The 25246-nt window shown below is 69.4% G+C and carries 18 protein-coding genes; 8 read left to right on the top strand and 10 right to left on the bottom strand.

The features are described 5' to 3' along the window. Positions 1 to 6 precede the first annotated feature (6 nt). A complete protein-coding gene (gene orn, locus CKCBHOJB_RS08195) occupies positions 7 to 555 on the bottom strand; it encodes an oligoribonuclease (protein ID WP_281051478.1) in 549 nt (182 codons plus the stop codon). Between the two features lie 202 nt (positions 556 to 757). Here orn and CKCBHOJB_RS08190 point away from each other — a divergent pair, with 202 nt between their 5' ends. Genes CKCBHOJB_RS08190 through rsgA form a run of 3 tightly spaced genes read left to right on the top strand, consistent with a single transcriptional unit; the run spans position 758 to position 3322 of the window. Next, complete coding sequence (locus CKCBHOJB_RS08190) at positions 758 to 2005, top strand: M48 family metallopeptidase (RefSeq protein WP_281051659.1); 1248 nt, start codon at positions 758 to 760, stop codon at positions 2003 to 2005. Between the two features lie 28 nt (positions 2006 to 2033). Next, positions 2034 to 2357, top strand: coding sequence for a hypothetical protein (locus CKCBHOJB_RS08185; RefSeq protein WP_281051477.1), 324 nt, complete (start codon positions 2034 to 2036; stop codon positions 2355 to 2357). Continuing rightward, complete coding sequence (rsgA, locus tag CKCBHOJB_RS08180; protein WP_281051476.1) at positions 2354 to 3322, top strand: ribosome small subunit-dependent GTPase A; 969 nt, start codon at positions 2354 to 2356, stop codon at positions 3320 to 3322. Before CKCBHOJB_RS08185 ends, rsgA begins: the two co-directional genes overlap by 4 nt. Positions 3323 to 3356: 34 nt before the next feature. Here the strand turns inward: rsgA and CKCBHOJB_RS08175 are convergent, their stop codons facing one another. Next, complete coding sequence (locus CKCBHOJB_RS08175; RefSeq protein WP_281051658.1) at positions 3357 to 4211, bottom strand: alpha/beta hydrolase; 855 nt, start codon at positions 4209 to 4211, stop codon at positions 3357 to 3359. A gap of 209 nt (positions 4212 to 4420) precedes the next feature. Continuing rightward, positions 4421 to 6820 (bottom strand): DNA internalization-related competence protein ComEC/Rec2, encoded by a 2400-nt coding sequence (locus CKCBHOJB_RS08170; protein ID WP_281051475.1) that lies wholly within the window; start codon positions 6818 to 6820, stop codon positions 4421 to 4423. 205 nt (positions 6821 to 7025) lie between these two features. On the opposite strand from CKCBHOJB_RS08170, the gene CKCBHOJB_RS08165 reads away from it, so the two are divergent. Then, entirely contained in the window at positions 7026 to 7562 is a 537-nt protein-coding gene (locus CKCBHOJB_RS08165) for a DUF2062 domain-containing protein (protein WP_281051474.1), read from the top strand. A gap of 55 nt (positions 7563 to 7617) precedes the next feature. Here the strand turns inward: CKCBHOJB_RS08165 and lolD are convergent, their stop codons facing one another. Together lolD and CKCBHOJB_RS08155 are read right to left on the bottom strand one after the other, a co-directional pair. After that, on the bottom strand, positions 7618 to 8325 hold the full coding sequence (gene lolD / locus CKCBHOJB_RS08160) for a lipoprotein-releasing ABC transporter ATP-binding protein LolD (protein WP_281051473.1): 708 nt from the start codon (positions 8323 to 8325) through the stop codon (positions 7618 to 7620). Further along, positions 8318 to 9574: a lipoprotein-releasing ABC transporter permease subunit gene (locus tag CKCBHOJB_RS08155; RefSeq protein ID WP_281051472.1), complete on the bottom strand. Its 1257-nt coding sequence runs from the start codon at positions 9572 to 9574 to the stop codon at positions 8318 to 8320. The genes lolD and CKCBHOJB_RS08155 overlap by 8 nt, the downstream gene beginning before the upstream one ends. Positions 9575 to 9836: 262 nt before the next feature. Between CKCBHOJB_RS08155 and CKCBHOJB_RS08150 the strand changes: the two genes are divergently transcribed. Continuing rightward, entirely contained in the window at positions 9837 to 11762 is a 1926-nt protein-coding gene (locus CKCBHOJB_RS08150; RefSeq protein WP_281051471.1) for a GGDEF domain-containing protein, read from the top strand. Here the strand turns inward: CKCBHOJB_RS08150 and CKCBHOJB_RS08145 are convergent. From CKCBHOJB_RS08145 to CKCBHOJB_RS08135, 3 genes are all read right to left on the bottom strand, one after another. Further along, on the bottom strand, positions 11759 to 13900 hold the full coding sequence (locus CKCBHOJB_RS08145) for a YgiQ family radical SAM protein (protein ID WP_281051657.1): 2142 nt from the start codon (positions 13898 to 13900) through the stop codon (positions 11759 to 11761). The genes CKCBHOJB_RS08150 and CKCBHOJB_RS08145 overlap by 4 nt on opposite strands. A gap of 201 nt (positions 13901 to 14101) precedes the next feature. After that, positions 14102 to 14749 (bottom strand): RES family NAD+ phosphorylase, encoded by a 648-nt coding sequence (locus tag CKCBHOJB_RS08140; RefSeq protein ID WP_281051470.1) that lies wholly within the window; start codon positions 14747 to 14749, stop codon positions 14102 to 14104. A 31-nt stretch (positions 14750 to 14780) separates the two neighbouring features. Next, positions 14781 to 15176, bottom strand: a complete 396-nt coding sequence (locus tag CKCBHOJB_RS08135; protein WP_281051469.1) for an antitoxin Xre/MbcA/ParS toxin-binding domain-containing protein — start codon at positions 15174 to 15176, stop codon at positions 14781 to 14783. A 146-nt stretch (positions 15177 to 15322) separates the two neighbouring features. On the opposite strand from CKCBHOJB_RS08135, the gene CKCBHOJB_RS08130 reads away from it, so the two are divergent. After that, positions 15323 to 16411, top strand: coding sequence for a hypothetical protein (locus CKCBHOJB_RS08130; RefSeq protein WP_281051468.1), 1089 nt, complete (start codon positions 15323 to 15325; stop codon positions 16409 to 16411). Then, on the top strand, positions 16408 to 18099 hold the full coding sequence (gene recJ / locus CKCBHOJB_RS08125; RefSeq protein WP_281051467.1) for a single-stranded-DNA-specific exonuclease RecJ: 1692 nt from the start codon (positions 16408 to 16410) through the stop codon (positions 18097 to 18099). Before CKCBHOJB_RS08130 ends, recJ begins: the two co-directional genes overlap by 4 nt. 60 nt (positions 18100 to 18159) lie before the next feature. Here the strand turns inward: recJ and CKCBHOJB_RS08120 are convergent, their stop codons facing one another. Further along, entirely contained in the window at positions 18160 to 21738 is a 3579-nt protein-coding gene (locus CKCBHOJB_RS08120; protein WP_281051466.1) for a bacteriohemerythrin, read from the bottom strand. A gap of 3 nt (positions 21739 to 21741) precedes the next feature. Beyond that, positions 21742 to 22557 (bottom strand): ankyrin repeat domain-containing protein, encoded by an 816-nt coding sequence (locus CKCBHOJB_RS08115; RefSeq protein WP_281051465.1) that lies wholly within the window; start codon positions 22555 to 22557, stop codon positions 21742 to 21744. A 428-nt stretch (positions 22558 to 22985) separates the two neighbouring features. Between CKCBHOJB_RS08115 and CKCBHOJB_RS08110 the strand changes: the two genes are divergently transcribed. Next, complete coding sequence (locus tag CKCBHOJB_RS08110; protein ID WP_281051464.1) at positions 22986 to 25244, top strand: patatin-like phospholipase family protein; 2259 nt, start codon at positions 22986 to 22988, stop codon at positions 25242 to 25244. Positions 25245 to 25246: the final 2 nt, after the last annotated feature.

Below are 25246 nucleotides of genomic sequence, written 5' to 3'. Positions count from 1 at the left end.
GGCCCCTTACTCGAGGCGCAGGAAGTGGTCGCGGTAGTGGCGTAGTTCGGCGATCGACTCGTGGATGTCGGCCAGCGCGGTATGGCTGCCCGCCTTCTTGACGCCCTCGTAGATCTCCGGACACCAGCGCCGGGCGAGTTCCTTGACGGTGGACACGTCGAGGTTGCGGTAGTGGAACCAATTCTCCAGCGCCGGCATCCAGCGCGCGAGGAAGCGGCGGTCCTGGCACACCGAGTTGCCGCACATCGGCGAGGTCCGCGCCGGCACCCACTGCTGCAGGAAGGCCAGCGCCTGAGCCTCGGCCTCCGCCTCGGACACGGCGGACACCTTCACGCGCTCGATCAGCCCGGACTTGCCGTGGGTGTTGCGGTTCCACTCGTCCATCGCGTCGAGCACGCTGTCGGGCTGATGCACGGTGATCACCGGCGCCTCGGCGATGGTTTCCAGCGCCTCGTTGGTCAGCACGATCGCGATCTCGATGATGCGGTCACGGTCGGGTTCGAGGCCGGTCATCTCCATGTCCAGCCATATCAGCGTCTTCGGGTCCTGTGCCATAATCGGTCCGCCTTTTTCGGGCGCCTTGGTGCGAAACAATCAAGGGCGCGATTGTGTCACAGTTCCTGCCCGCCGCAGGTTCCGCGGCGCGTCCGGCCTGCCCGTCCCGGCCGGAGGCATCGCGACCGCGGCGGCAGACGACCGTGTGAAGAGCCTGCTTCAGGACTCGCCGGGCTTTCCCATCCTCGCCACCGGAACCGCGATGAACGCCTTTGCCCTCCTCTTCGTCGGCCTGCTGCTGGCCGGCGTGGCCGCCAAGCTGGCCCTGCTGCGACGCCAGGTGCGCCACGTGCAGGCGCACCGCGATACGGTCCCCGCCGCCTTCGCGGACGCGATCCCGCTGTCTTCCCACCAGCGTGCCGCCGACTACACCGCGGCACGGGCCAGGCTGTCGGCGCGCCAGACCCTCGCCAGCGCGGTATTCCTGCTGCTGATGACGCTGGGCGGCGGCCTGCAGGCCGTGCATGAGGCCTGGGCGACAGTGCTGGCGCCGAGCAGCCTGGTTCACGGTGTCGCCCTGCTCGCCACGCTCGCCGTGCTGGGCTGGGCGCTCGAGCTGCCCTTCGTGCTCGTCCGCAGCTTCGGCATCGAGAAGAAGTTCGGCTTCAACCGCATGACGCCGCGCCTGTTCATCGCCGACACGCTGCGCGAGGGCGTGCTCGCCGCGCTGATCGGCCTGCCCCTGCTCGGCGTGCTGCTGTGGCTGACCGCATCGATGGGCGAGCGGTGGTGGCTGTGGGTGTGGGCTTTCTGGCTCGCCTTCAACGTGCTGGTGATGCTGGTGTGGCCGACCTTCATCGCGCCGCTGTTCAACACCTTCACCCCGCTTGCCGACGAGGGGCTGAAGGCCCGCGTCGAGGCCCTGCTCGCGCGCTGCGGCTTCCAGTCCAAGGGCCTGTTCGTGATGGACGGCTCGCGCCGCTCGGCGCACGGCAACGCCTATTTCACCGGCTTCGGCGCTGCCAAGCGCATCGTGTTCTTCGACACCCTGCTCGACAAGCTCGACGCCGACGAGGTCGAGGCGGTGCTGGCCCACGAGCTCGGCCACTTCCGCCATCGCCACATCGTCAAGCGCCTGGCGGTGCTCGCCCCGGCCAGCCTCGCCCTGCTCGCCCTGCTCGGCTGGTCGATGCAGCAGCCCTGGTTCTTCGCCGGCCTGGGCATGACGGCGACCGATACCGCGAGCGCGCTGGCGCTGTTCTTCCTGATCCTGCCGGTGTTCACCTTCCCGCTCGCGCCCTTCTTCAGCCACTGGTCGCGGGTGCACGAATACGAGGCCGATGCCTACGCTGCCAGCCAGACGCGGGCCAGCGACCTGGTCGCCGCGCTGGTCAAGCTCTATCGCGACAATGCCTCGACGCTGACCCCCGACCCGCTGTACTCGCGCTTCTTCGACTCGCACCCGCCGGCCGCGCTGCGCGTCGCGCGCCTGCAGACCCTGCAGCACTGACACCCCGACAAGAAGAGAGGAGACGGAGATGAGAACGACCCTTATCACGACGGCAGCGCTCGCCCTCGCGCTCGCCCTGCCCCTCGCGGCGCAGGCCGACCCGTTCCCGGACGCCGACCACGCCGCGGCCAAGGACATGCACGACCGCCTGTGCATCGAGTGCCACGAACGCCGCTTCAGCGGCGAGGGCGGCTCGGCCATCTACACCCGCCCCGACCGGCGCGTCACCACCCCGAGCGCGCTGTCGCAGCAACTGACCACGTGCACGACGATGCTCAACCTCGACCTCTTCCCGGAGGACGAGCATCACCTCGCCGGCTACCTGAACAAGCTCTACTACAAATTCGAGTGAGAAAACGCATTCACCCCGGCAACCCGGCCGCAGCGCGCACGCCCGGCATCATCGTCGCCGCCTTCGGTCGTCATTACGAAGTGGACACCGCCGCCGGCCGGCTGCAGTGCTACCCGCGCGGCAAGAAGAGCAACTACGCCTGCGGCGACGCGGTCGAGATCCTGCGCGGCGGCGACGGCCAGGGCGTGATCGAGACGCTGAGGCCGCGCCGCAACCTGCTGTGGCGATCCGACGCCTTCCGCGAGAAGCTGATCGCCGCCAACCTCAGCCACATCGTCATCGTCGTCGCCACCGAACCCGGCTTCTCCGACCTGCTGGTGTCGCGCTGCATCGCCGCGGCCGAGAGCCAGGACATCACGCCGCTGATCGTGCTCAACAAGGCCGATCTGGTAGACCGCCTGCCCGCCGCGCGCGCGCAGCTCGAACCCTTCCGCCGCCTCGGCTACGAGGTGCTGGAAGTCTCCGCCCTGCAGGGCGCGGAACACCTGCGCCAGCGCCTGAAGGGCCTGCACGCGATCTTCGTCGGCCAGTCGGGCATGGGCAAATCGACCCTGACCAACGCCCTGATCCCGGAGGCCAATGCCGCCACCCGCGAGATCTCCGACGCCCTCGACTCGGGCAAGCACACCACCACCTTCGCCCGCCTCTACCCGCTCGAACCGAACGCCAGCGAGGACGCCGCCGAGCCCGGCAATGAGGCAGCCGCGGGCTGGCTGATCGACAGCCCTGGCCTGCAGGTCTTCGGCCTCGCCCACCTGTCGGCGGAGGATCTCGCCGAAGCCTTCGTCGAGTTCCGCCCCCATCTCGGCCGGTGCCGCTTCCGCGACTGTCGCCACGACAGCGAGCCGGGCTGCGCGCTGCTCGCCGCGGTGGCCGCGGGCTCCATCCATCCCCGGCGCTGGGAGCACTTCCGCAGCATCCGCGCCGAAATCGCCGAGGCGAGGCGGCTCAATCCCGGCTGGTGAGGCCTTCGCGCCCCGGGCACGCGCTCGGGCGCCATCAGGCCTCGAGCAGGAAGTCGCGCACCACGGCGATCTGGGCCGGGTCCATCAGCATCGGCGCATGGCCCACCCCGGCGATCTCCACCGTCCGCGCGCACGGCCCGCGCGCCGCCATCGCGGCGAACGTCGCGGGTTCCAGCAGGTCCGATTCCGCCCCGCGCAGCGCCAGCGCGGGGCAGCGAACCGCCTCGTACACCGGCCACAGGTCGATGTCCTCCAGGATCTGCGCGGCACGGAAGACGTCGCCGAGTCCGGGGTCGTAGACCATCTCGAACCCGCCCTGCCCGCGCTCGAGGGCGCGCACCGAATGCACGGTGAGATGGCGCCACTGGGCGTCGGTGAGCGCGCCGAAGGGCGCACCGACCTCGCGGATCCAGGCTTCCGCAGCCTCCATGGTGGGAAACAGCGGCGCCCGCCCGACGTACTGCGCGATGCGCTGCAGGGAGGTCGCAGTGATGACCGGTCCGACGTCGTTGAGCACCAGGCGCGTGATCGGGCTGTGCGGCTGGCTGGCCAGCAGCATGCCGATGATGCCGCCCATCGAGGTGCCGACCCAGTGCACCTCGTCGACGTCGAGGCGCGCGATCAGCGTGACCATGTCGTTCACATAGATGGGAAAGCCGTAGTCGGCCTTCACCTGGAGCCAGTCGCTACGACCGCGGCCGACCACGTCCGGACAGACCACGCGGTATTCGTCGGCCAGCGCGCGCGCGAGGTGGTCGAAGTCGCGCCCGTTGCGGGTCAGGCCATGGACGCAGACCAGCACCCGCGGATTGGCGGGATCGCCCCATTCGGTGTACGCCATGCGATGCAGGCCGTGCGGACCCATGCATTGCACCGTGCGCTGGCGCATCGGCAAGGCCGGCGCGGACACCGCCGAGGATGACGAGGAGAGCTGTTGCGGCATCGATTGTTGCGACATGGTTTGCGGGCGCGGCAGGCAGGAAGCGAGGTCGGTCCCGCAGTCTAGCCCGAAGCGGCGGAGGCGGTGCACGCGCCGCGGGGCGATGGAGCATGTGTGCACGTCCCGTCGTTCAAGGGCGTGGTCGGGCCCCGGCCCGGTCAGCGTCCGTGCCAGTAGCGCGGCCGCTGCTCACGGGCGGCGAACACCTCGACGCCATCGTCGGCGTCGGCCGCGAACACCATGCCGATCGCCCCCTGGGCATCGGTGCGCCAGTTGCGCGCGCCGGCGGCGGCCCAGCGCGCCCACACCTGAGGATGGGGGTGACCGAAGGCGTTGCGGTGACCGGCCGAATGCACGACGTGCGCCGGCAGGGTCGCATCGACGAAGGCCGGCGAGGACGAGGAACGGCTGCCATGGTGGGCGCTGACCACGACCTCGCTGCGCAGGGTATCGGTCGTCGCGCGCGCCAGCAGCGCAGCCTCTGCCGCCGTGCCGATGTCGCCGGTGAGCAGCACGGCGCCCGCCGGTCCCGCGACCCGGAGCACGCAGGACGCGTCGTTGTCGTGGCGGCGGCCGGCGGACTGTTCCGCAAGCGGATGCAGGATCTCGAAGCGCACGCCATCCCAGGTCCACGGCGGCGTCTGCGCGCAGCCGCGCAGTGCCGGCTCGCGCCCGCCCGCCGCCCCGGCGACCGCGATTTCAAGCGCTGACGCAGGCTGCCCGGCCAGCACCTCGCCCACCGGCATCCCGCCGATCACGCTGGCCGCGCCACCGACGTGATCGGCGTCGCCGTGCGACAGCACCAGGCGATCGAGCGAACGTGTTCCCGCCGCGCGCAGGTAGGGCAGGATCACCCGGCTGCCGGCATCGGCCGCGCTGCCATACGGCGGCCCGGCATCGAACAGCAGGTCGTGGCTCCGCGTGCGCACATGGACGGCCAGCCCCTGGCCGATGTCCAGCACCTGCACCTCGAAACCGCCCTCCAATGGCCGGGCGGGCTGCCACGCCAGCAGTGCGCCGAGCACCGCAGGCGCCGCGAGCCGACCCGGCGTGGCGCGCGGCAGCAGCAGCACGGCGACGGCCACCAGTCCGCACGCAAGGAGCCAGGGCGGCGGCGGCGCCTGTTCCCACAGCGCCAGCTCCCAGGCCGCAAGCCAGTGCAGGAAGTCCATCATCAGCCGCGCGGCGAACTCCGCGGGCGCGAGCAGCAAGGCCGTCGGCCACGGCAGCGAAAGCAGCACCAGCGGCGTGATCACGAAGCTGACGAGCGGGATCGCCACCACGTTCGCGAGCGGCGACAGCAGCGGAAAGGACTGGAACTGCGCCACCAGCAGCGGGACCAGCGCCACGCTGATGGCGAGCTGGACACGGACCGCCCCGCGCCAGCCCGTCCGCGCGCGGATGCGCCCGCCGACGCTGGCGAGGATGATCGCCACCGCGCCGAAGGACAGCCAGAAGCCCGGCGACAACACCGCCCACGGATCGAAGAGCAGCACGACCAGCAAGGCGATCGCGAGCACGCGCGAGGGCGCGACCACGCGTCCGCTGAACAGCACCCCGACCGCCACCGCCAGCATCAGCCATGCGCGCAGCACCGGGATGCCGAGCCCCGCCAGCAGCGCATACACGCTCGCCCCGGCCAGCGCGGCGAGCGCACCGGCCTTCTGCGCCGGCATGCGCAGCGCCAGCGCCGGGACCCGGCGCCACAGCAACGCCAGCGCGCCGCCGCAGAACAGGCCGACCAGCGCGATGTGCAGGCCCGATATGGAGATCACGTGCGCAACGCCGGTGCGACGGAACACCTCCCAGTCCGCCGTCCGGATGCCGTCCTGGTCACCCACCGCGAGCGCCACCATCAACCCGCCGTAGTCGCTCCCCGGCATGGCCGCGAGCAGACGCTCGCGCACCGCGGCGCGCACGCGATGCACATGCTGCATCCACGTGCCGGCCCCGCCCTCGAGCCGGAGCGCGTGCTCGCGCACATGGCCGGTGGCGCGGATGCCGCGTTCGAGCAACCAGGCCTCGTAGTCGAATCCGGCCGGATTGACGAAGCCGTGCGGACGGCGCAGCCGCACGCCAAAGGACCAGCGCTCGCCGGGCTGAGGCATCGCCGGCGGCACGCCATCCTCCGCCTCCTGCTCGCGCCAGCTCAGCAACACCCGCCGCGGCACGCCCGCCTGGCCCGCATCGGGCTCGAAGTCGAAACGCCAGCCCCGATCGAGCGCCTGCGGCAGGCCGGCGATCCGCCCGTGCACCACCAGGTCCGCAGCTTCCAGGTCGCCGCGCAGTTCGTCGGCCAGCCGCAGCTCCGCCCGCCAGGCCGACCACGCCACCGCGGCCGCCATGGCGATCGCCGCGCCGAGCAACGAGCACGCCACCCGGCGCAGGACCGGCAGGCGCGCGAGCCCGCGGACCAGGGCGATACGCAACAAGATCGCCATGCCGAGGGCCACCGTGCCCACGGCAGCCCAGCCGTCGACGGCCGCGCGCGTCTGCACCAGGCAGACACCGATCAGGAAGGCGAGCGCGACGATCCTCATGGCATCGAAGCATGCCATATGCATTACTCCGAGACCAGTGCCGGCCGCGTGTCGAACCGTCATCCGTCCCGAACCGCCCCCGTCCGTCCGCCGTGGCCGCAAGCGGTGGTGCCGCACGGACACAAAGCGCAACACGCCCGCCGCGAACCCGGGCCGGGCCGCCGCATCTGACGCTGGCTGCACGCCCGCGCACACCTGCTAGACTTCGCCCGCCCGAGCCATCATGCGCAAGACCCTCAAGCGATTCCTTCCCGACCACGAATCAGTCAGCTCGAATCGCTGGCTGCGGCCGTTCGCGTCCACGCTCCTGCACCCGCGGCTGTGGCACCTGAACCGCCATTCGGCGGCAGGTGCGGTCGCGGTCGGCATGTTCTGCGGGCTGATACCCGGTCCGCTGCAGATGATGGGGGCGGCGATCTGCTGCGTGCTGTTCCGGGTGAACCTGCCGCTGGCGCTGATCACCACCCTGTACAGCAACCCGCTGACGATCGTGCCGCTGTACGTGCTGGCCTTCGGCATCGGCGGGCTGATCCTGGGCAACGGGGACTTCGACTTCACCCCGCCGCCGGACCTGGTGGGCATGAATCCGGCGGTATGGATCGGCGATCTCGCGGCCTGGGCGTCCTCGCTCGGCAAGCCGCTCTTCGTCGGGCTGATCGTGCTCGCCGCCAGCCTGTCGATGCTGTCCTACCTGGCGGTGCGCTGGGGCTGGCGGCTGTGGCTGATCCGGCAGTGGCGGCGGCGCGCACTCAGGCGCTGAACGCCGGTCGCCGCAGCGGATCGCCGCGCTGAGGCGATCCCCGCGGGCTGCAGCTTCAGGACAGGCGACCGTCGCACAGGCGCAGCGTGCGCTGCGCTCTCGCCGCGAGCGTCTCGTCGTGGGTGACGATGACGAAGCTGGTCGCCAGACGCTCGTTGAGCGACAGCATGAGGTCGAACACCGCGCCGGCGGTGCGGCGGTCGAGGTTGCCGGTGGGCTCGTCGGCCAGCACGCAGGCCGGCTGGGTCACCAGCGCACGCGCGATCGCCGCGCGCTGGCGCTCGCCACCCGAGAGTTCGCCGGGCGCATGGTCGAGGCGGTGCGACAACCCGACCTCGCCCAGCATCCGCGCCGCGCGCTCGTCCGCCTCGGCACGCGGCACGCGGCGGATGTACAGCGGCATGGCGACGTTCTCCAGCGCGCTGAACTCCGGCAGCAGGTGATGGAACTGGTACACGAAGCCCAGCGCTTCGTTGCGCAGCCGTCCGCGCGCCGTTTCCGACAGCCCGGAGAAGTCCTGCCCCATCAGGTGCACATTGCCGGCGCTCGGCACGTCCAGGCCGCCGAGCAGATGCATCAACGTGCTCTTGCCCGACCCCGAGGCGCCGACGATGGCGATGCGTTCGCCGCGCGCGACGCTCAGCGTCACGCCGTCGAGCACCCGCACCGCCTCGGCGCCCTCGCGAAAATGCTTGCTCAGGCCCTCGCAGGCCACCACCGGCTGCGCGGCTGCGGCGGACGGGAAGGAAGTGCGATCACTCATAGCGCAGGGCCTCCGCCGGATTCACCCGCGACGCGCGCCAGCTCGGATACAGCGCGGCGAGCAGGGTGAGCACGAAGGACACCGACACGATCGAGCTCACGTCGGCCGGCAGCACCTTCGAGGGCAGCTCGTTGATGTAATAGATTTCCTTGTTCCACAGCGTGGCCCCGGTCAGGGTCTCGAGCGCGGGGATGACCACGTCGAGGTTGTTGGCGATCGCCAGCCCGCCGATCACGCCCGCGGCGAGGCCGACCAGGCCGATGATCGAGCCCTGCAGCACGAAGATGCCCATGATCGAGGCCGGGCTCGCGCCCAGCGTGCGCAGGATGGCGATGTCGGCGTATTTCTCCTGCACCGCCATCACCAGCGTGGACACGATGTTGAACGCCGCCACCGCGACGATCAGGAACAGGATCAGAGTCATCATCGTCTTCTCCAGCGCCACCGCACGGAAGAAGTTGGCGTGGCTGCGCGTCCAGTCGGCCACCACCAGCCCGGGCTCGCTGATCGTCATCGCCAGCTCGCGCGCCACCCGCGGCGCGGCGAAGAGGTCGTCGAGCTTCAGGCGCACCCCGCTCACCGCGTCGCCGAGCCGGTACAGGGCCTGCGCGTCGGCGACGTGCACCAGCGCCAGCCCCGAGTCGTACTCGTACATGCCGGCCTCGAAGATGCCGACGACCTCGAACTGCTTGACCCGCGGCAGCACCGCCGCCGGGGTCACCAGGCCCTGGGGCGCGATCAGCGTCACCTTGTCACCCATCTGCACGCGCAGCGCGGCGGCGAGGTCGCGGCCGAGCACGATGCCGAAGCGCCCGGCCTCGAGCGCGGCGAAGTCGCCCGCCTTCATGTAGCGCCCGAAGTCGGCGACCTTGTCTTCCTCGGCGGGGATCACGCCGCGCACGATGGTGCCGCGCACGCCCTCGTCGAAGGACAGCATGCCCTGCTCCTGCACATAGGGCGCCGCCGCCCGCACCGAGGGATGGCGCAGCGATTCGTCGGCGACCTGCTGCCAGGCGAGCAGCCCGCCATCGACGCTCTGCACCTGCACGTGCGAGGCCACGCCGAGGATGCGGGTGCGCAACTCCTCCTGGAAGCCGTTCATCACCGACAGCACGACGATCAGCGCGGCCACGCCGAGCGCGATGCCGAACATCGACACGAGGGAGATGAAGGAGATGAAGCGGTTGCGCCCCTGCGCCCGCTTGCGCGAACGCGTGTAGCGCAGACCGACGAGAAATTCGTAAGGCATCGACACCGGCTGTCCCGAGTTCTTTTTCGACAAGGCCGGCATTGTGCCCGGGGATGCGCCGGCAGGCGACACCAAAGCGCATGTGAATGTAAATCGCGGGCGGATGCGGCCGCGCGCCCCTCGTTCGGGGCCTCGCGCCCCGACGCCATGGTCATCACTGGCGGTCGGTCGCGATTCATGAAAGACTGGAGTTCCGATCACGTCATCATCAACGCGATCCATGCTGGCGCAGTCGCACCCCCCGTCCGGTCGCTCCCGCGGCTTGCCTCGCCGCGGAATCGCTGCCTGGCTGATCCTCGCCATCAGCCTGGGGGTGACGCTCGCGCTGTGGAAATACCTCGACCGCCATGTCACCGAGCGCGCCCGCGACCGCTTCGCCCATGTCGCCGAGGCCGCACGCGATCTCCTCGTCTCACGGATGCAGGCGCACGAGCAGGTGCTGCGCGGCGCCGCCGCGCTCTTCGCCGCCAGCGATCACGTCAGCCGCGCGGAATGGAAGGCCTATGTCGCCGCGCTCGATATAGAAGAGGCCCTGCCGGGCATGCTCGGCGCAGGCTTCACCGAGATGGTGCCGGCCGCCGCGGTGGATGCGCACGTCGCCGCGGTGCGTGCCGAAGGCTTTCCGGACTACCACATCCATCCCGCTGGCGCGCGCGACCCCTACAGCAGCGTGGTGTATCTCGAGCCCTTCGACGAGCGGAACCGGCGCGCCTTCGGTTACGACATGTACTCGGAACCGGTGCGGCGCGAGGCGATGGACCGTGCGCGCGACAGCGGCCGGCCGGCGCTCACGGGCAAGCTGGTGCTGGTCCAGGAGTACGGCAGCGAGATCCAGCCCGGCTTCCTGATCTATCTGCCCATCTACGCCCAGGCGACCGAACCGGTGACGGTCGCCGCACGCCGCGCAGCCCTGCGCGGCTTCGTTTACAGCACCCTCCGTGCCCACGACGCCATGCAGCGCATTTTCGGCAGCGGCCCCGGTGGGATCGACATCGAGCTCTTCGACGGCGAGATCGCCGAAGACAGGCTGCTGTTCGCCTCGGCGCGACGCAGCGGCACGGCCCGCTTCGTGGTCACCCACTGCATCGAGGTCGCCGGCAGGCCCTGGGTGGCGCGCTTCAGCAGCACTGCCGGGTTCGAGGCCAGCCAGGCGAGCATGGAGCCGGTCCTGATCCTGGCCGGCGGTGGCGCGCTGAGCCTGCTGCTGTTCGCCTTCACCCAGACCGGCGCGCGCCATCGCCGCCGCCTGCAGGCCATCGCGGCGAGCCTGGCGCGCAGCCGCGACGAGTTCCGCACCCTGGTCGAGAACGTGCCCGGCGTGGTGTTCCGCAGCCAGGTCGACGCGCCGTGGGCGGTAATGCACATCAGCCAGGGCATCGAGCCCCTCACCGGCGCGACCCCGGCGGAGTTCATGTCGTCCCGCGTCACCTTCGGCGACTTCATCCTCCGCGAGGACTTCACGGCAATCGAGGAGGCCATCCGGACGGCCCTGGAACGCCGCACCAGCTACGAAGTGGAATACCGGATGCAGGCACGCAACGGGCAGACTCATTGGGTCAGCGAGCGCGGCCGCGTCTATGTCGACCGAGACGGCAAGCCCCTGTGGCTGGACGGCGTCATCATCGACGTGAGCGAGCGTAAGAAGGCCGAGGAGGCGATCCGCAACCTCGCCTTCGTCGACACCCTCACCCATCTGCCCAACCGCCGCTTCCTGCTCGACCGCTTGCGCCAGGGCGTGGCGAACAGCCGCCGCCACGGCCGCCACGGCGCGCTGCTCTTCATCGACCTCGACCACTTCAAGTCGATCAACGACAGCTACGGCCACGAGGCCGGCGACAAGCTGCTGTGCGAGGTCGCGCACCGGCTACGCCTGAGCGTGCGCGAGGGCGACACCGTCGCCCGCCTCGGTGGCGACGAGTTCGTCGTGATGCTGGAGGATCTGGGCGAAACTGCGGAGGAGGCCTGCGAGAAAGGTGTTGCGATCGGCGAGAAGATCCTCGCCGCGCTCAACGAACCCTTCCTGATCGCGGGCGAGCGCCACCGCAACACCCCGAGCATCGGCGTGACCTGCTTCGGCAGCGCGGACGAACGCGCCGAAGACCTGCTGCGGCGCGCCGATGCGGCGATGTACCGCGCCAAGGCCGCGGGCCGCAACCGGCTCGAGACCAACGGCGGAGGCCCGGGCTAGCGTTTGCCGCGCCGGGCGCCGTCCTGCCTGCCGCTCCCTGCCCGCGCACCTTCTTGCCTGGGCCCCGGCTGCACGGGCCCCGGCTTCCGCCCCGGGACGCCCGGCGACCCGGCTTTCTGCGTGCCTTCCTGCTTCCGGCACGGCTTGGCCACCGCGGCCGGCTGGTGTCGCGGCACCAGGCAGTTCGGCCCGTTGCCGATCAGGTCCGCGCGCCCCATGCGCATCAGCCCTTCGCGCAGGATCGGCCAGTTCTCCGGATCGTGCCAGCGCAGGAAGGCCTTGTGCAGCTTGCGGATCTTGCCCGCGCGCGCGGTCTCGACCGCCTCCGAATCCGCCGACACCTTCCTCAGCGGGTTCTTGCGCGAGTGGTACATCGTGGTCGCCAGCGCCATCGGCGTGGGCAGGAAGGTCTGCACCTGGTCGAGGCGGAAATTGTGCTTCTTCAGCCACAGCGCCAGGTTGAGCATGTCCTCGTCGGTCGTGCCCGGATGGGCGGCGATGAAGTACGGCACCAGGTGCTGCTTCTTGCCCGCCTGCGCCGAGAACTTCTCGAACATCTGGCGGAACTCCTCGTAGGCGCCGATGCCCGGCTTCATCATCTTGGAGAGCGTGTTCTCCTCGGTGTGCTCGGGCGCGATCTTGAGCAGGCCGCTGACGTGATGCGTCACCAGCTCCTTGACGTACTCGGACGAGCGCACCGCCAGGTCGTAGCGCAGGCCCGAGCCGATGGTGATGCGCTTGATGCCCGGCACCGCGCGCGCCTTGCGGTAGAGCTCGACCAGAGAGGAGTGGTCGGTGTTCAGGTTCTCGCAGATCCCCGGATACACGCAGGACAGGCGGCGGCAGTTCTCCTCGATCGCCTTGCTCTTGCACGCCATGCGGTACATGTTGGCGGTGGGTCCGCCGAGGTCGGTGATGTGACCCTTGAAGTCCGGCGACTTGTCGCGGATCTCCTCGATCTCGTGGATGATCGACTCGTGCGAGCGGCTCTGGATGATGCGCCCCTCGTGCTCGGTGATCGAGCAGAAGGTACAGCCGCCGAAGCAGCCGCGCATGATGTTGATGGAGAACTTGATCATGTCCCAGGCCGGGATGCGCGCATCGCCGTAGCTCGGGTGCGGCGCACGGGCATAGGGCCGGTCATAGACGAAGTCCATCTCGGGCGTGGTCAGCGGCACCGGCGGCGGGTTGATCCACACGTCGCGCGCGCCGGGGCCTTCGCCGTGGCACTGCACGAGCGCGCGCGCGTTGCCCGGGTTGGACTCGAGGTGGAACACCCGCGAGGCGTGGGCGTAGAGCACCGGGTCGTCCTTGACCTCCTCGTAGGACGGCAGCCGGATCACCGTGCGTGCGCGGTCCGCGCGGCGCGCGGCCAGGCGCTCGGCGGCCGGCACGATCCGCACCGGCTGGGCGCCGTCGGCGGCGGGCTTGGGCGCGGCGGCGGCCGGCTCCATGGCGTAGGGGTCGGGGTGGGCGTCGATGCGGCCGGGCTTGTCGAGCGTGCGCGAGTCGAGCGCGTGCCACTCGTCCGACGGCCGCCAGCCCGGCCTGACCATGAAGGCCGTGCCGCGCAGGTCGCGGATGGACTCGACCGGCTCGCCCGCGTCCAGGCGATGGGTCAGCGCCACCAGCGCGCGCTCGGCGTTGCCGAAGAGCAGGATGTCGGCCTTGGAGTCGGGCAGCACGGAGCGTCGCACCTTGTCAGACCAGTAGTCGTAGTGCGCGATGCGGCGCAGCGAGGCCTCGATGCTGCCGATCACGATCGGCGTGCCGGGATAGGCCTCGCGCGCACGCTGGGCGTACACCGTCACCGCGCGATCCGGCCGCTTGCCGGCCTCGGCGTTGGGCGTGTAGGCGTCGTCGGAGCGGATCTTGCGGTCGGACGTGTAGCGGTTGACCAGCGAGTCCATGTTGCCCGCGGTGATGCCGAAGTACAGCCGCGGCCTGCCGAGCGCGCGGAAGGGCTCGGCGGAGTGCCAGTCGGGCTGGCTGAGGATGCCGACGCGAAAGCCGTGCGCCTCCAGCAGGCGCCCGACAAGCGCCATGCCGAAGCTCGGGTGGTCGATGTAGGCGTCGCCGGTGACGAGAATGATGTCGCATTCGTCCCAGCCGAGCGCGTCCATCTCCTGGCGCGACATGGGCAGGAAGGGGGCGACCCGGCGGCCCGTGACGGCACCGTCGAGAATGCTGGAGATCGTTGATTCGCCGGCGGAAAGCACGGCGTCGGAGGCAGGGTGTGATCGCATGATGGGCGCCATTGTATCGGGCCCCTCCGACGGACGCGCCATCGTTACGACCTCGCCCGCATGAGCCGGGAAGCGACCTCGTCGTTTCGGAGCTCAGGTCCGCCAACGCCTTGCGGCAAAGACCAGCCGCTCGCTGTCGCGTCGCCACACCACGCCATCCTGCAGCACGGCGAGCCACCAGGTCTGCTTGCCCGGATCGGGCCTGGGTGACGCGAACGCGGCGGCATCGAGAACGGCGATGCACCACGCCGGTTCCGGATCGCGCACCGACGGATAAACGATTCCGCCGATCCGGGCCTCGCGCGCGACGCGGGCAAAGGCCTGGGTGGCGCCGTAGTCGGTGGGATGCTTCCAGGCATCGAGGTCGATGGCAAAGGGTGGCTCGCGCAGGTCGGCGACCACGGCGGCGAGCCTGACCCGAAATGCGGTGTGGGCCACGGGCTCGATTCGCTCCAGATCGACTGCGTCGTGGAGGAATTTCCAGCGCCAGTACCCCAGCTCGGCGCAGGCCGTGCGCACACCCTGCGCGCCGTAGAACACGCCGGGGTCGGTGGCGCCCCGAAAGCGCGAACCGCCCCGCCTCGGGTCATATCGAAACGGCGAGGCGAGCAGGTAGTCCAGCGTGGGGACACCGGAAGGCCGAGGAGGCTTGCTGGACTCGAGCAGTTGCTCCAGCACGTCCTGTTCGGCCGCGTCGTCGACGATCTTCATGGTCGAGGCGACGTGCTGGGCTTCGACCATGCGCCAGGCCGGCGCTGCCCAGGCGCGCGCTTCAGACGAGACCGCGAGCGGCGTCCAGATAGTGGACGACACGGACGAGTCCTTCGGTCTGGCCGATGAGTTCGATGGGGCGCGCGTTGAGCGCCTTGTTGTCGCTGTTGAGCCACGCGCGCGCGGTCTTCTCCTCGCCCACGATGGAATCGAGCGAGCGGAACAGGCGCACGAACAGCAGCGCGAACTCCCACTCCTTGCGGTGCTGCTCGAGCTGGTAGTCGCCGGCATGGAGCCGCGTGATGGTCGCCGGGCTCACCCCCAGGACCTTGGCAAGCAGCGCACGCGAAACGCCGAGGCGTTCGGCAGCGCGGGCGACCGCCTTCGAGAGCACGACCGCCGCATTGGCGGTCTGCTCGCCAGCGGTGGCCGTGTTGGTGGCAGCGGATGCAGTCATGGCGCACCTCCTTTCTACAGAAATATTAGTTCATATTTCTTTCTTCTGAAACATCAGTAGAGTCCGAGCGGACGCGGGCCGCTCCTGCCCGCGGCGCCGGCGACGGCACGTGCTAGACTCGCGCCGCTTCCCACCACGTCCTGCCGATGACTCTCCAGCTATTCATTCCCGGGCTGCTGTGGCCCGTGGCCTCGCTGCTCGGGCCCGCCGCCGGGCTCGCGCTCGACGGCCTCGCCACCCTGCTCGGCCGCGGCCGCCGGCAGGTGGGTGCATTCGAGCCCTGCGATCGCCAGCTCGCCCGCCTGTTCGGCCTCGATGCAGCGCCGCTGCCGCTGGCCGCCCTGCGCCGCCTCGGCGAAGCCGACGCGCCGACACCCGAACCCGGCGTGCACTGGCTGTGCGCCGATCCGGTCAACCTGTCCTTCGCGCGCGAGCATCTGCTGCTGCAGGCCTTCCCCGAGGGCGAGCTCGATGCGGCGGAATCCGCCGCGCTGATCGTCGCGCTCAATGACGTGTTCGCCGACCTCGGCCGCTTCGAGGCCTGCGCCCCGAACCGCTGGTACCTGCGCCTGAACGCGCCGACCGAGGTGACGCTGTACCCGCTCGACGACGTCGTCGGCCGGCCGATCAAGCACTTCCTGCCCGAAGGCGCGGATGCGACGCTGTGGCAGCGCACGATGAACGAAGCGCAGATCGTGCTGCACAACCACGCCATCAGCCGCGCCCGCGAGGACGGCGGGCGGCGGCCGGTCAACAGCCTGTGGCTGTGGGGCGCCGGCACGCTCGCCCTGCCCCTCAGGCCGCCGGCCGCCGCCGTGCAGGCCCTGGACCCGCTCGCTGTGGGCCTTGCCCGCGCCGCCGGCGTGCCGGTCCGGGCGCCGGATCTCGCCACGGCGCTAGCGCAGGACACCCTGGTGGTGCTCGACGCGCTGCAGAAACCCGCCCAGCAGCTCGACCTCGACGCCTGGCGCAGGGGCCTGGAGGCACTGGAACGCGACTGGTTCGCCCCCCTCGCCGAGGCCGCGCAACGCGGCCGCATCGACACGCTGCGCATCCTCGCCCCCGGCGACCGCGGCACGCTCGAGCTCGAGCTCCGCCGCAGCGAGCGCTGGAAGTTCTGGCGCAAACCCCATTCCTTCGAGGCGCTGCTGAAGTCGGTCGCCCCGGCGCCGATGACGGTACCGGACGCCCCGCCCCCGACCCGGCCGCCCCTAGACGCACCTCACGACCGATGACCCGCATCCAGTCCCGCGCTGTCCCGCAGCAGGCCTTCAACCGCCTCGCCGATGCCGGCCTGCATCCCCTGCTCGCCCGCCTCTACGCCGCGCGCGGCATCGCCCGCGCCGACGAGCTCGACACCAGCCTGAAGAACCTGCTGCCGCCCGAGGCGCTGACCGGCACGACCGAGGCCGCGCAGCTCCTCGCCGACGCCATCGAGGCCGGCGCGCGCATGGTGATCGTCGCCGACTACGACTGCGACGGCGCCACCGCGTGCGCGGTGGGCGTGCGCGCGCTGCGCGCCTTCGGCGCCGACGTGCATTACCTGGTGCCGGACCGCGTGACCCTGGGCTACGGCCTCACCCCGGCGATGGTGGAGATCGCCGCGCAGCTCGAACCCGAGGTGCTGATCACCGTCGACAACGGCATCGCCAGCGTCGAGGGCATCTCCGCCGCGCGCGCCCACGGCATGGCCACGGTGATCACCGACCACCACCTGCCCGGCGACGTGCTGCCCGAGGCCGACGTGATCGTGAACCCCAACCAGCCCGGCTGCGACTTCCCGAGCAAGGCGCTGGCCGGCGTGGGCGCGATGTTCTACACCATGCTCGCGCTGCGCGCCGAGCTGCGCGAGCGCGGCGCCTTCACCGGCGGCAAGGAGCCCAACCTCGCCGACCTGCTCGACCTGGTCGCGCTCGGCACCGTGGCCGACGTGGTCAAGCTCGACCGCAACAACCGCATCCTGGTCGCGCAGGGCCTCGCCCGCATGCGCGCCGGGCGCCTGCAGCCGGGCATCCGCGCGCTGTTCGCGGTGGCCGGCCGCGATCCGGCGCGCGCCAGCACGATGGACCTCGGCTTCATGATCGGCCCGCGGCTCAACGCTGCCGGCCGGCTGTCGGACATGAGCCTGGGCATCGAATGCCTGATCACCGACGACGCCGGCCGGGCGATGAACATCGCCCAGGAGCTCGACAAGCTCAACCGCGAGCGCCGCAGCATCGAGGCCGGCATGCAGGAAGATGCGCTGAACCGGCTCGCCGGCTTCGACGCCGGCAACCGTGCCACCGTGGCGCTGTTCGAGCCCGACTGGCACCAGGGCGTGATCGGCATCGTCGCCGGTCGCATCAAGGAACGCCTGCACCGGCCCACGATCGCCTTCGCGCGCGCGAACGACGGCGAGCTCAAGGGCTCCGGGCGCTCGATCCCCGGTCTGCACCTGCGCGACGCGCTCGACCTCGTCACCAAGCGCCACCCCGAGCTCATCGTGCGCTTCGGCGGCCACGCGATGGCCGCGGGCCTCACCATCCGCGAATCCGAGCTCGCACGCTTCGACGCCGCCTTCGAGGAGGTGGTGAGCGAACTGCTCGAACCCGCGCAGCTGGAGCGCCGCATCGACACCGACGGCAGCCTCGAGTCCGGCTATTTCGCGCTCGACGCCGCGCGCATGCTCGACAACGAGATCTGGGGCCAGGGCTTTCCGCCCCCCGTCTTCGACGACGTGTTCCGCGTCGAGCGCCAGCGCCTGCTGAAGGACAAGCACCTCAAGCTCGAGCTCTCACGCGGCGGCACGCGCTATGAGGCGATCCGCTTCAACCACGCCGAAGGCGCGGCCGGACAGATCCACGCCGCCTTCCGCCTCGGCGTCAACGAGTACAACGGCGTCGCCAGCGTGCAGCTGATGCTGGAGCATTTCGAGGCCGCCTGAGGACACGCCTTCACCGGCCGCTGCGGCCCCGCGCCGTGGCGCCGCAGCGGTGGGGGCCAACTAGCGCTGCGCGCGCCGGAGCAGCGCCCTCAGCTCCGCCACCAGGCCCTCGCACTGGCTGCGCAGGCGCGGCAGCAGGGCCAGCGCAGAATCCATCCTGCCCTGCCCCCGTGCGGACAAGGCGTCGTGGCCCAGCTGGTGCACCTCACGGTGCAGACGGAAGAGTCGCTGATACTCCGGACGGTGGATGGTATGGGATCGTCCGTCGCCATTCATCCAGTGGGCCAGTCCGCACTGGCGATGGTCCATGAGCGGCGCACGCTCGCTGTGGCCGCACAGCCATTGCTCCAGTCGCAGCAGCCAGCCTCGATGTTCGACCATGGCGTGCAGCAGCGGCATGTCGCGTACGTCGATCGCAGGCTGTGCGCGCCACGACGGCTCCGGCTTCCAGCCAGCGATCCAGCCGGGCAAGGCCGCCGCCGGCATGGGGCGGGCAATGCCATAGCCCTGGGCCTGTTCGCAGCCCAGATGCAGCAGGAGCTCGCCGTGCTCCACGGTTTCCACCCCTTCCGCGATCACCTGCAGGCCGAAGGCCTTGGCCATGCCGACCACGCCCGAGATGATGGACAGGTCGTCCGGGCTGGCGAGCACGTCGCGCACGAAGCCCTGGTCGATCTTGAGCACGCTCGCCGGCAGGTGCTTCAGATAGGCGAGTGACGAAAAGCCCGTGCCGAAGTCGTCCAACGCGAAACTGACGCCCAATTCGCGGCACCGCTGCATGATGCGCGAGACCCTGGCGATGTCCTGCAGCGCACTGCTCTCCAGGATCTCCAGCTGCAGGGCAGCCGGCGCCACATCGGGGAATTCCGACAACAGGGCCTGCAGCTTGTCCACGAACGCATCGTCGAGCAGTTGCAGGCTGCTCACATTCACGCTGATCTGCAGGTGCAGGCCCTGCGCCTGCCAGGCCCGCATCTGCGTGAGGGCGGCCTCGATCACCCAGTCTCCGAGCGCGACCTCGAGCGGGTGGTCCTGCACGATCGGCAGGAAGTCGGCGGGGCCAAGCAGCTGACCCGAGGGCTTCTGCCAGCGGATCAGGGCCTCGGCGCCGATCACGACGCCGGTGCGCATGTTCACCTTGGGCTGGTAATGGAGGACGAATTCGTCCCCACGCAGCGCAGCCTGGATCTCGTCCAGGCGCTCGGCCAGGACACGGGTGTCCTTTTCCCAGGTGGCGTCGTACAGGTGATAGCGGTTCTTGCCATGCAGCTTGGCGTCGAACAGGGCTTGCTGGGCCTGGCGCAGCAGCTGGTCGCCCGATACGGCCATGGGTTGGGGGAACTCGGTGACGCCCACGCTGGCGCCGATCGCGAGCTCGACGCCGTCGATGCTCAGCGGCTCGTTGATCGCCGCGAGCAGGCGCTTGACCTGCACGACATGGGCCTTGGGCTGCTGCAGACGGGTGAACAGCACCACGAATTCGTCCCCGCCGACACGGCTCACGGCGCCCGGCTGGTCGAACAGCACGCGCATGCGCTGGCTCAGTGCCAGCAGCAGACGGTCGCCCAGCGCCGGGCCGAAGCGCTCGGTGGCTTCGCGGAAGTTGTCCAGGTCCACCAGCGCCATGGCCAGGACCTCGCCATGACGCTGTGCGTGCTGCATCTCGCGGCGCAGGGTTTCCTCCAGCGCGCGGCGGTTCGGCAATCCGGTGAGCGGGTCCTGGAAGGCCAGGCGCTGAAGTTCCTCCTGATGCCTCGCCTTGTCGCTGACGTCCTGCACCGTGCCCTCGATCAGGGCCGCACGCCCCTCCTCGCCGGCGGAGAACTGTCCCCTGACCTCCACATGCTTCTGGCGGCCGCCTTCGAGCAGGACCCGATGCTCGACATGCATCCTGCCGAGACTGGCCTGCGCCTGCTCGAGCGCCTGGTGAACGGCCTGCCTGTCCTCCGGGTGGACGCTTTCCAGATAGGCCTCGTGGCTGGGAACGACGCTCCCGGGCGAGCGCTCCAGGATCCGGAAGACTTCGGCCGACCACGTCGCCCGACCGCTAGCCGGATCGAGGATCCAATGCCCGAGGTGCGCCTGTTGCTCGGCGCGTTCGAGCCGGTGCAGGGCCTGTGCGCGTTGCTGGTGCACCTGCCGATGCTCCAGTGCGATGCCGAGCAGGTCGCTCATCAGGCTCAGGAAGTGCAGGACGTCCGCCCCCCACTGGCGTTCCCGGAGCACTGAATCGTTGCCCAGGAAGCCTACGATCCTGCCCCCTGCGCGCAGCGGATGGACGCAGACCGACTGGATGTCCTGCGCTTGCAGGATGGCCTGCTCGGCGTGAGCCTCGGGCGGCATGTCGGCCACACGACGCACCAGCACGTACCCGGGGTCACGCAGTTGGGCCCACCACCAGGGGGTGGCGTCCGCGGGAATCCCTTGCAGATGGTCGATCTTGGGGCGGATGCCGGGCGCACACCACTCATGGGTGTTGTTCATGTATTCACCGTCACCGGTGAGCAGGAACACGTAGCTCCGGTCCGCCTGCAGGTAGGTGCCGCTGCGCTCGAGCGCGCGCCTGATCGCAGCGTCGAAGTCGCCCAGGGACGAGGCCATGAAGTCGGCGGCGAAGTCGCTGATGATCGTGCGCGTGTCGCGCTCGCGCTGGAGCGCGAGTTCGGCCGTCTTGCGCTCGCTGATGTCGGTCTGGGTACCGACCATGCGCAGCGGCCGCCCCCCGGTGTCGCGCGCCACCACCTTGCCGCGCGACTGCAGCCAGCGCACGCCGCCCTGCGCATCCACCACCCGGTACTGATCGCTGAACGCCTCGCCATGGCCGAGGAGATGCGCGAGCAGGTGGCTGCGCAGGCGAGGCCAGTCCTCGGCATGGATCCGCTGCTCGCCGTCCTCCAGAAAGGCCATCCCGGCCGGCAGCGACCAATGATCGACGTGCCCGGGCTCAGGGAGCGCGACCTCGCGCAAGTCGCAATCCCACAAGGTGTCGCGGCTGACGCCGACCGCCGCCTCCCAGCGTTCGTCCTGCTCGCGCAAGGCCTGTTCGGCACGGTGCCGGGCAAAGGTTTCGCGCTCCAGGGCCAGCGTGCGGGTCGACAGCAGCTCGTACATCGAGAGCACACTCTGGATGAGCACCGAAGCCTGTCCGCTCATCGCTTCGACCGCATGCTGCTTGGCGCCGCCCACCCCCACGCCCTGGCGTACCGCCAGCAGCGCGGTCGCCATCCGCTTGTCGTCGTACAGGATGTGATGGGCCAGCCAGCGCGTCAGGAAGGACAGCAGGTCGTCCAGTGCCGGCAAGGCCTCGTGCCGGCTCAGGTCCGCCTGCAGGCCGCGCACCTTGTCCACGAAGCCCTGGTGCGCGCGCCGGTGCGCCACGGCCCACTGATCATCCTGCAGAGCCTCGGCCCAAAGGGCTTCCTCGGCGTCGAAGTGGTAGGCGGTGTAGTCCGCCAGCGCCCCCACGATGCGCTGGGCGCCACCCGGATCCAGGCCACGGACATACTGGCGAGCCAGATCATTGATCAGATCCACCAGGTGGCGATGCTGCTCGTCGATGAGGCCGACGCCCGTCTCGAAGCTCGAGTTCCAGGGAACGATGTCGAAGTCGGGACGAGGGGAGCCAGCGGAAGTCGACATCGATCAGGCAGCGTCCGGCTGCGGGGCGAGACGCGGCGAAGGCGACCGCGCCTGCGCGAGCCGCTCGCGCAGGACGGCGAGGAGCTCCTCGTCGCCGAGCTTCAGGGCCAGGGACAGGGGCGTCTCGCCGTTGCGGGGTCCCGCGAAGGGATCTGCGCCCAGCTCGAGCAACATCAGGGCGATGTCCGGCGTGCCACCGCTGATCGCGAGGGTCAGCGGCGTATTGCCCAGCGGGTCGCGCACATTCACATGCGCCCCCTTGCGCAGCAACAGTTCCACCGCGGCCCTGTAACCCACCGTCGCCTTGCCGCAGGCGACCAGCAGGGGCGTCAGTCCGAGCGGCCCCCTCGCGTTCGGATCGGCATTGCCGTTGATGAGGATCTGCGCGGCGATGGTCAGGCCCCGTGTGAGCGCGAACAGGAGCGGTGGCGTACCGTCTTCGAGCGGCTTGTTCACATTGATGTTCGCCCGCACGAACAGGTCCACGACGTGCTGGTCCCCCTCTTCGAGCGCATTGACGAAGTTCTTGTGCAGGAACGCGATGCCCAGCGAGGTCAGTTCCTGCAAGGCGTATTCCTTGCGCTCGGCCTCCTTGAAGGTCTGCAGTTCGCGCGCGTCACGCAGGCGAATGATGTCGGCAAGCACCGGCGCGGGAAAACCCTTGCGCCCTCCCCGCTTGTCGATCAGCAGGTCGGTGAAGTAGTCGTGGATCTCGGGCGTTTCCCAGAGCGCCTCGATCCTGACCAGGATGCGCTCGAACTCGCGTTCGAGATGGATGGGGTAACTCGTCCCCATGAAAGCGAAGAACGGATGCTTCATGACTAGCGAAAGTTCAGGATCAAGGGCCGCTCGGGCTGGTCACGGTATTTCGCACCAACTCAACAAAGTCGCCATTCGTGATGATATAGATACATTCACCAAAGCTCCACGCGCGCATACATGTCCCGACGTGAGCAAGATCACGCTGCGGATGAAGTAGCGGGCGCGAAGCCGGGGGCGGCAAGAAGATGATGGTGACGCCATGCCATCACTCTACGATCCGCGGCCATCGGGTGGGCTCGACGGCAGCAGCGGTCCGCCCCGCGGCCGAGGGGGTGCTGGTGATGCGCGATGTGCGAGGGATCGCTCATCGCGAGTGGTTCGGGATGCCGACTTGCTGGTCGAGCACTGACACAGATCAGATCGCCCCGAGTATCCGAGCGCGATCATGGCTGCGACCGTCGTCGGAAATGGCTGAGGAAAGCGAGATGAGGACCGATCCAGTAGCGCGGCGTGTTCGATATGGCCTTCAATCACTGTGTTGCGCCCTGCTCGTCTGCCTTGCCCAGGGGCTTGGCGCGGCAACGGAGATCGCCGGGGCGACGCCGGGCGTGCAAGGGGAGCAGGCGCGCCCGAAAGTCGGGCTGGTGCTCGCCGGTGGCGGGGCGAAGGGCGCGGCCCACGTGGGCGTGCTCAAGGTGCTCGAGGAGTTGCGCATTCCGGTTGACTACGTTGTCGGCACCAGCATGGGCGCCATCGTCGGCGGGCTGTACGCCGCGGGCATGACACCGGAGGATATCGAGCGCGCCATCGAGGAGATCGACTGGACCGATCTGTTCGTCGATTCTCCCAGCCGCGCCGATCGCTCCTTCAGGCGCAAGAGCGACGATGCCCTGTACATGTTCAAGGCCAAGCCTGGTTTCGGCGACGGCAAGATCAAGCTGCCGCTGGCCTATATCCAGGGTCAGAAGTTCGATCTGCAGCTGAACCGGCTGACCCGGCAGGTTGCTTCCGTCAGCGATTTCGACAAGTTGCCGATCCCATTTCGCGCCGTCGCCGCCGACCTCGAGACCGGCGAGGAGGTCATCCTCGAGTCGGGCAGCCTTTCGCGGTCGATTCGCGCCAGCATGGCCGTGCCGGGCGCGTTCGATCCGGTCGAGCTCGATGGCAGGCTGCTCGTCGATGGCGGCAGTGCCAACAACATACCGATCAGCGTGGCGCGGGACATGGGTGCCGAGGTGCTGATCGTGTCCGAATTCGGCACCGCCATGCTGACGCGTGAGGAGATCGCATCGGGACTCGATGTCGCCGCGCAGATGATCAACCTCCTGTTCGTCATCAATTCCCGGCAGCAGTTGAAGACGCTGTCCCCCGAGGATGTGCGCGTCTCGGTCGATCTGGGTGAAATCCGTGCAGGAAGTTTCGATCGCGTGCGAGAGGCGATTCCTCTGGGCGAACGGGCCGCGAGGGACACGGCCAGCGCGTTGAGTCGATATTCCGTCAACGAGGAGAATTTCAGGCGCCACATGGCGGCCCGAAGCCCGACCCGGGAGGATCCGCCACGCATCGACTTCGTCCGCATCGACAACAGGTCCGGGGTGAGTGATGAAGTCGTCGCGCACCACCTTTCTGCAACGACCGGCGAACCCCTCGACATCAGCAGGCTCGAGCACGACATTCAGCAGATCTACGGACTCGAGATCTTCGAATCCGTACGCTACGAGATTGTGGACGAGGACGGCAGGACCGGGCTGGTCGTGCGGACCAGGGAAAAGCCATGGGGCCCCGGCTATCTGCAGACCGGCCTGATCACCTCCAGCAACTTCGAGGGCGACGCGGCGTTCAGACTCGGGCTGACCTATACGCGTACTCCGATCAATGCGCTGAACGGGGAATGGAGAGCAGGACTCCAGATCGGCGACGAGCCCGCGCTGTTCACGGAGCTTTTCCAGCCACTCGACGCCGGCGCACGCTATTTCGCTTTCGGCCGGCTTGCCTATCAGACGCGGAACGTGAATGCGTTCGACGATGAGGGCAAGAGAATCGCGGAATTGCATGTCCGCGGTCCGGGAATGGACGTGGGCGTCGGACGGCAGTTCGGCTCCTGGGGCGAAGCGCGGCTGGGCTACCTGCGTCGAAGCGGCGACATCGAGGTCGGTGCCGGCCCCCCTGCCCCGCGTCGGGACTTCGACACCGGCGAGTTCTACCTGCGCTTGAGCGACGACAAGCTCGACAGCCTGTACTTCCCGCGCAGCGGGCACCTGGCCCGAGCCGAGTGGCGGGTGTCGCGCGAGCGCTTCGGTGCGGACACCGACTTCGAGCAGGTCAGTGCCGGCTTCCTGTTGGCCCGCACATGGGGGCGGCACACGCTGGTAGGCGGGCTGACCGTGAACACGACCACCGATGGCACCGCTCCTGCCCAGAGCCTTTACGGCCTCGGCGGCTTCCTGCGTCTGTCGGGCTTCGAGGAAAACAGGCTCAGCGGACAGCAGGCAGGGCTCGCGCGGCTGGTGTACATGCGCCGGATCAACGACATCCAGCAGTTCGAGGCCTATGCGGGTGCCAGCGTCGAGGCGGGCAATGTCTGGGCGAAGACGGGAGACATCGGCACGGGACACCACATCCTGGCCGGCAGCGTCTTCGTCGGCGCGGACACGCCGATCGGGCCGCTGTATCTCGCCTATGGGCACAACGACACGGGAGAAGGGAGCCTGTACCTGTACCTCGGGCCCTTGTTCAGCTTCTAGCG

This window comes from Thauera sp. GDN1 (assembly GCF_029223545.1).
Classification (GTDB): domain Bacteria; phylum Pseudomonadota; class Gammaproteobacteria; order Burkholderiales; family Rhodocyclaceae; genus Thauera.
Note: the sequence above shows the minus strand (reverse complement) of the source record. Positions and strands in the feature narration are given on the sequence as shown.

What these genes read in the sequence shown, in the direction of transcription:
- orn (WP_281051478.1), bottom strand. Translation starts at nt 555, where the DNA reads ATGGCACAGGACCCGAAGACGCTGATATGGCTGGACATGGAGATGACC.
- CKCBHOJB_RS08190 (WP_281051659.1), top strand. Translation starts at nt 758, where the DNA reads ATGAACGCCTTTGCCCTCCTCTTCGTCGGCCTGCTGCTGGCCGGCGTG.
- CKCBHOJB_RS08185 (WP_281051477.1), top strand. Translation starts at nt 2,034, where the DNA reads ATGAGAACGACCCTTATCACGACGGCAGCGCTCGCCCTCGCGCTCGCC.
- CKCBHOJB_RS08175 (WP_281051658.1), bottom strand. Translation starts at nt 4,211, where the DNA reads ATGCGCCAGCGCACGGTGCAATGCATGGGTCCGCACGGCCTGCATCGC.
- CKCBHOJB_RS08170 (WP_281051475.1), bottom strand. Translation starts at nt 6,820, where the DNA reads ATGGCATGCTTCGATGCCATGAGGATCGTCGCGCTCGCCTTCCTGATC.
- CKCBHOJB_RS08165 (WP_281051474.1), top strand. Translation starts at nt 7,026, where the DNA reads ATGCGCAAGACCCTCAAGCGATTCCTTCCCGACCACGAATCAGTCAGC.
- lolD (WP_281051473.1), bottom strand. Translation starts at nt 8,325, where the DNA reads ATGAGTGATCGCACTTCCTTCCCGTCCGCCGCAGCCGCGCAGCCGGTG.
- CKCBHOJB_RS08155 (WP_281051472.1), bottom strand. Translation starts at nt 9,574, where the DNA reads ATGCCTTACGAATTTCTCGTCGGTCTGCGCTACACGCGTTCGCGCAAG.
- CKCBHOJB_RS08145 (WP_281051657.1), bottom strand. Translation starts at nt 13,900, where the DNA reads ATGTCGCGCCAGGAGATGGACGCGCTCGGCTGGGACGAATGCGACATC.
- CKCBHOJB_RS08140 (WP_281051470.1), bottom strand. Translation starts at nt 14,749, where the DNA reads ATGGTCGAAGCCCAGCACGTCGCCTCGACCATGAAGATCGTCGACGAC.
- CKCBHOJB_RS08135 (WP_281051469.1), bottom strand. Translation starts at nt 15,176, where the DNA reads ATGACTGCATCCGCTGCCACCAACACGGCCACCGCTGGCGAGCAGACC.
- CKCBHOJB_RS08130 (WP_281051468.1), top strand. Translation starts at nt 15,323, where the DNA reads ATGACTCTCCAGCTATTCATTCCCGGGCTGCTGTGGCCCGTGGCCTCG.
- recJ (WP_281051467.1), top strand. Translation starts at nt 16,408, where the DNA reads ATGACCCGCATCCAGTCCCGCGCTGTCCCGCAGCAGGCCTTCAACCGC.
- CKCBHOJB_RS08120 (WP_281051466.1), bottom strand. Translation starts at nt 21,738, where the DNA reads ATGTCGACTTCCGCTGGCTCCCCTCGTCCCGACTTCGACATCGTTCCC.
- CKCBHOJB_RS08115 (WP_281051465.1), bottom strand. Translation starts at nt 22,557, where the DNA reads ATGAAGCATCCGTTCTTCGCTTTCATGGGGACGAGTTACCCCATCCAT.
- CKCBHOJB_RS08110 (WP_281051464.1), top strand. Translation starts at nt 22,986, where the DNA reads ATGAGGACCGATCCAGTAGCGCGGCGTGTTCGATATGGCCTTCAATCA.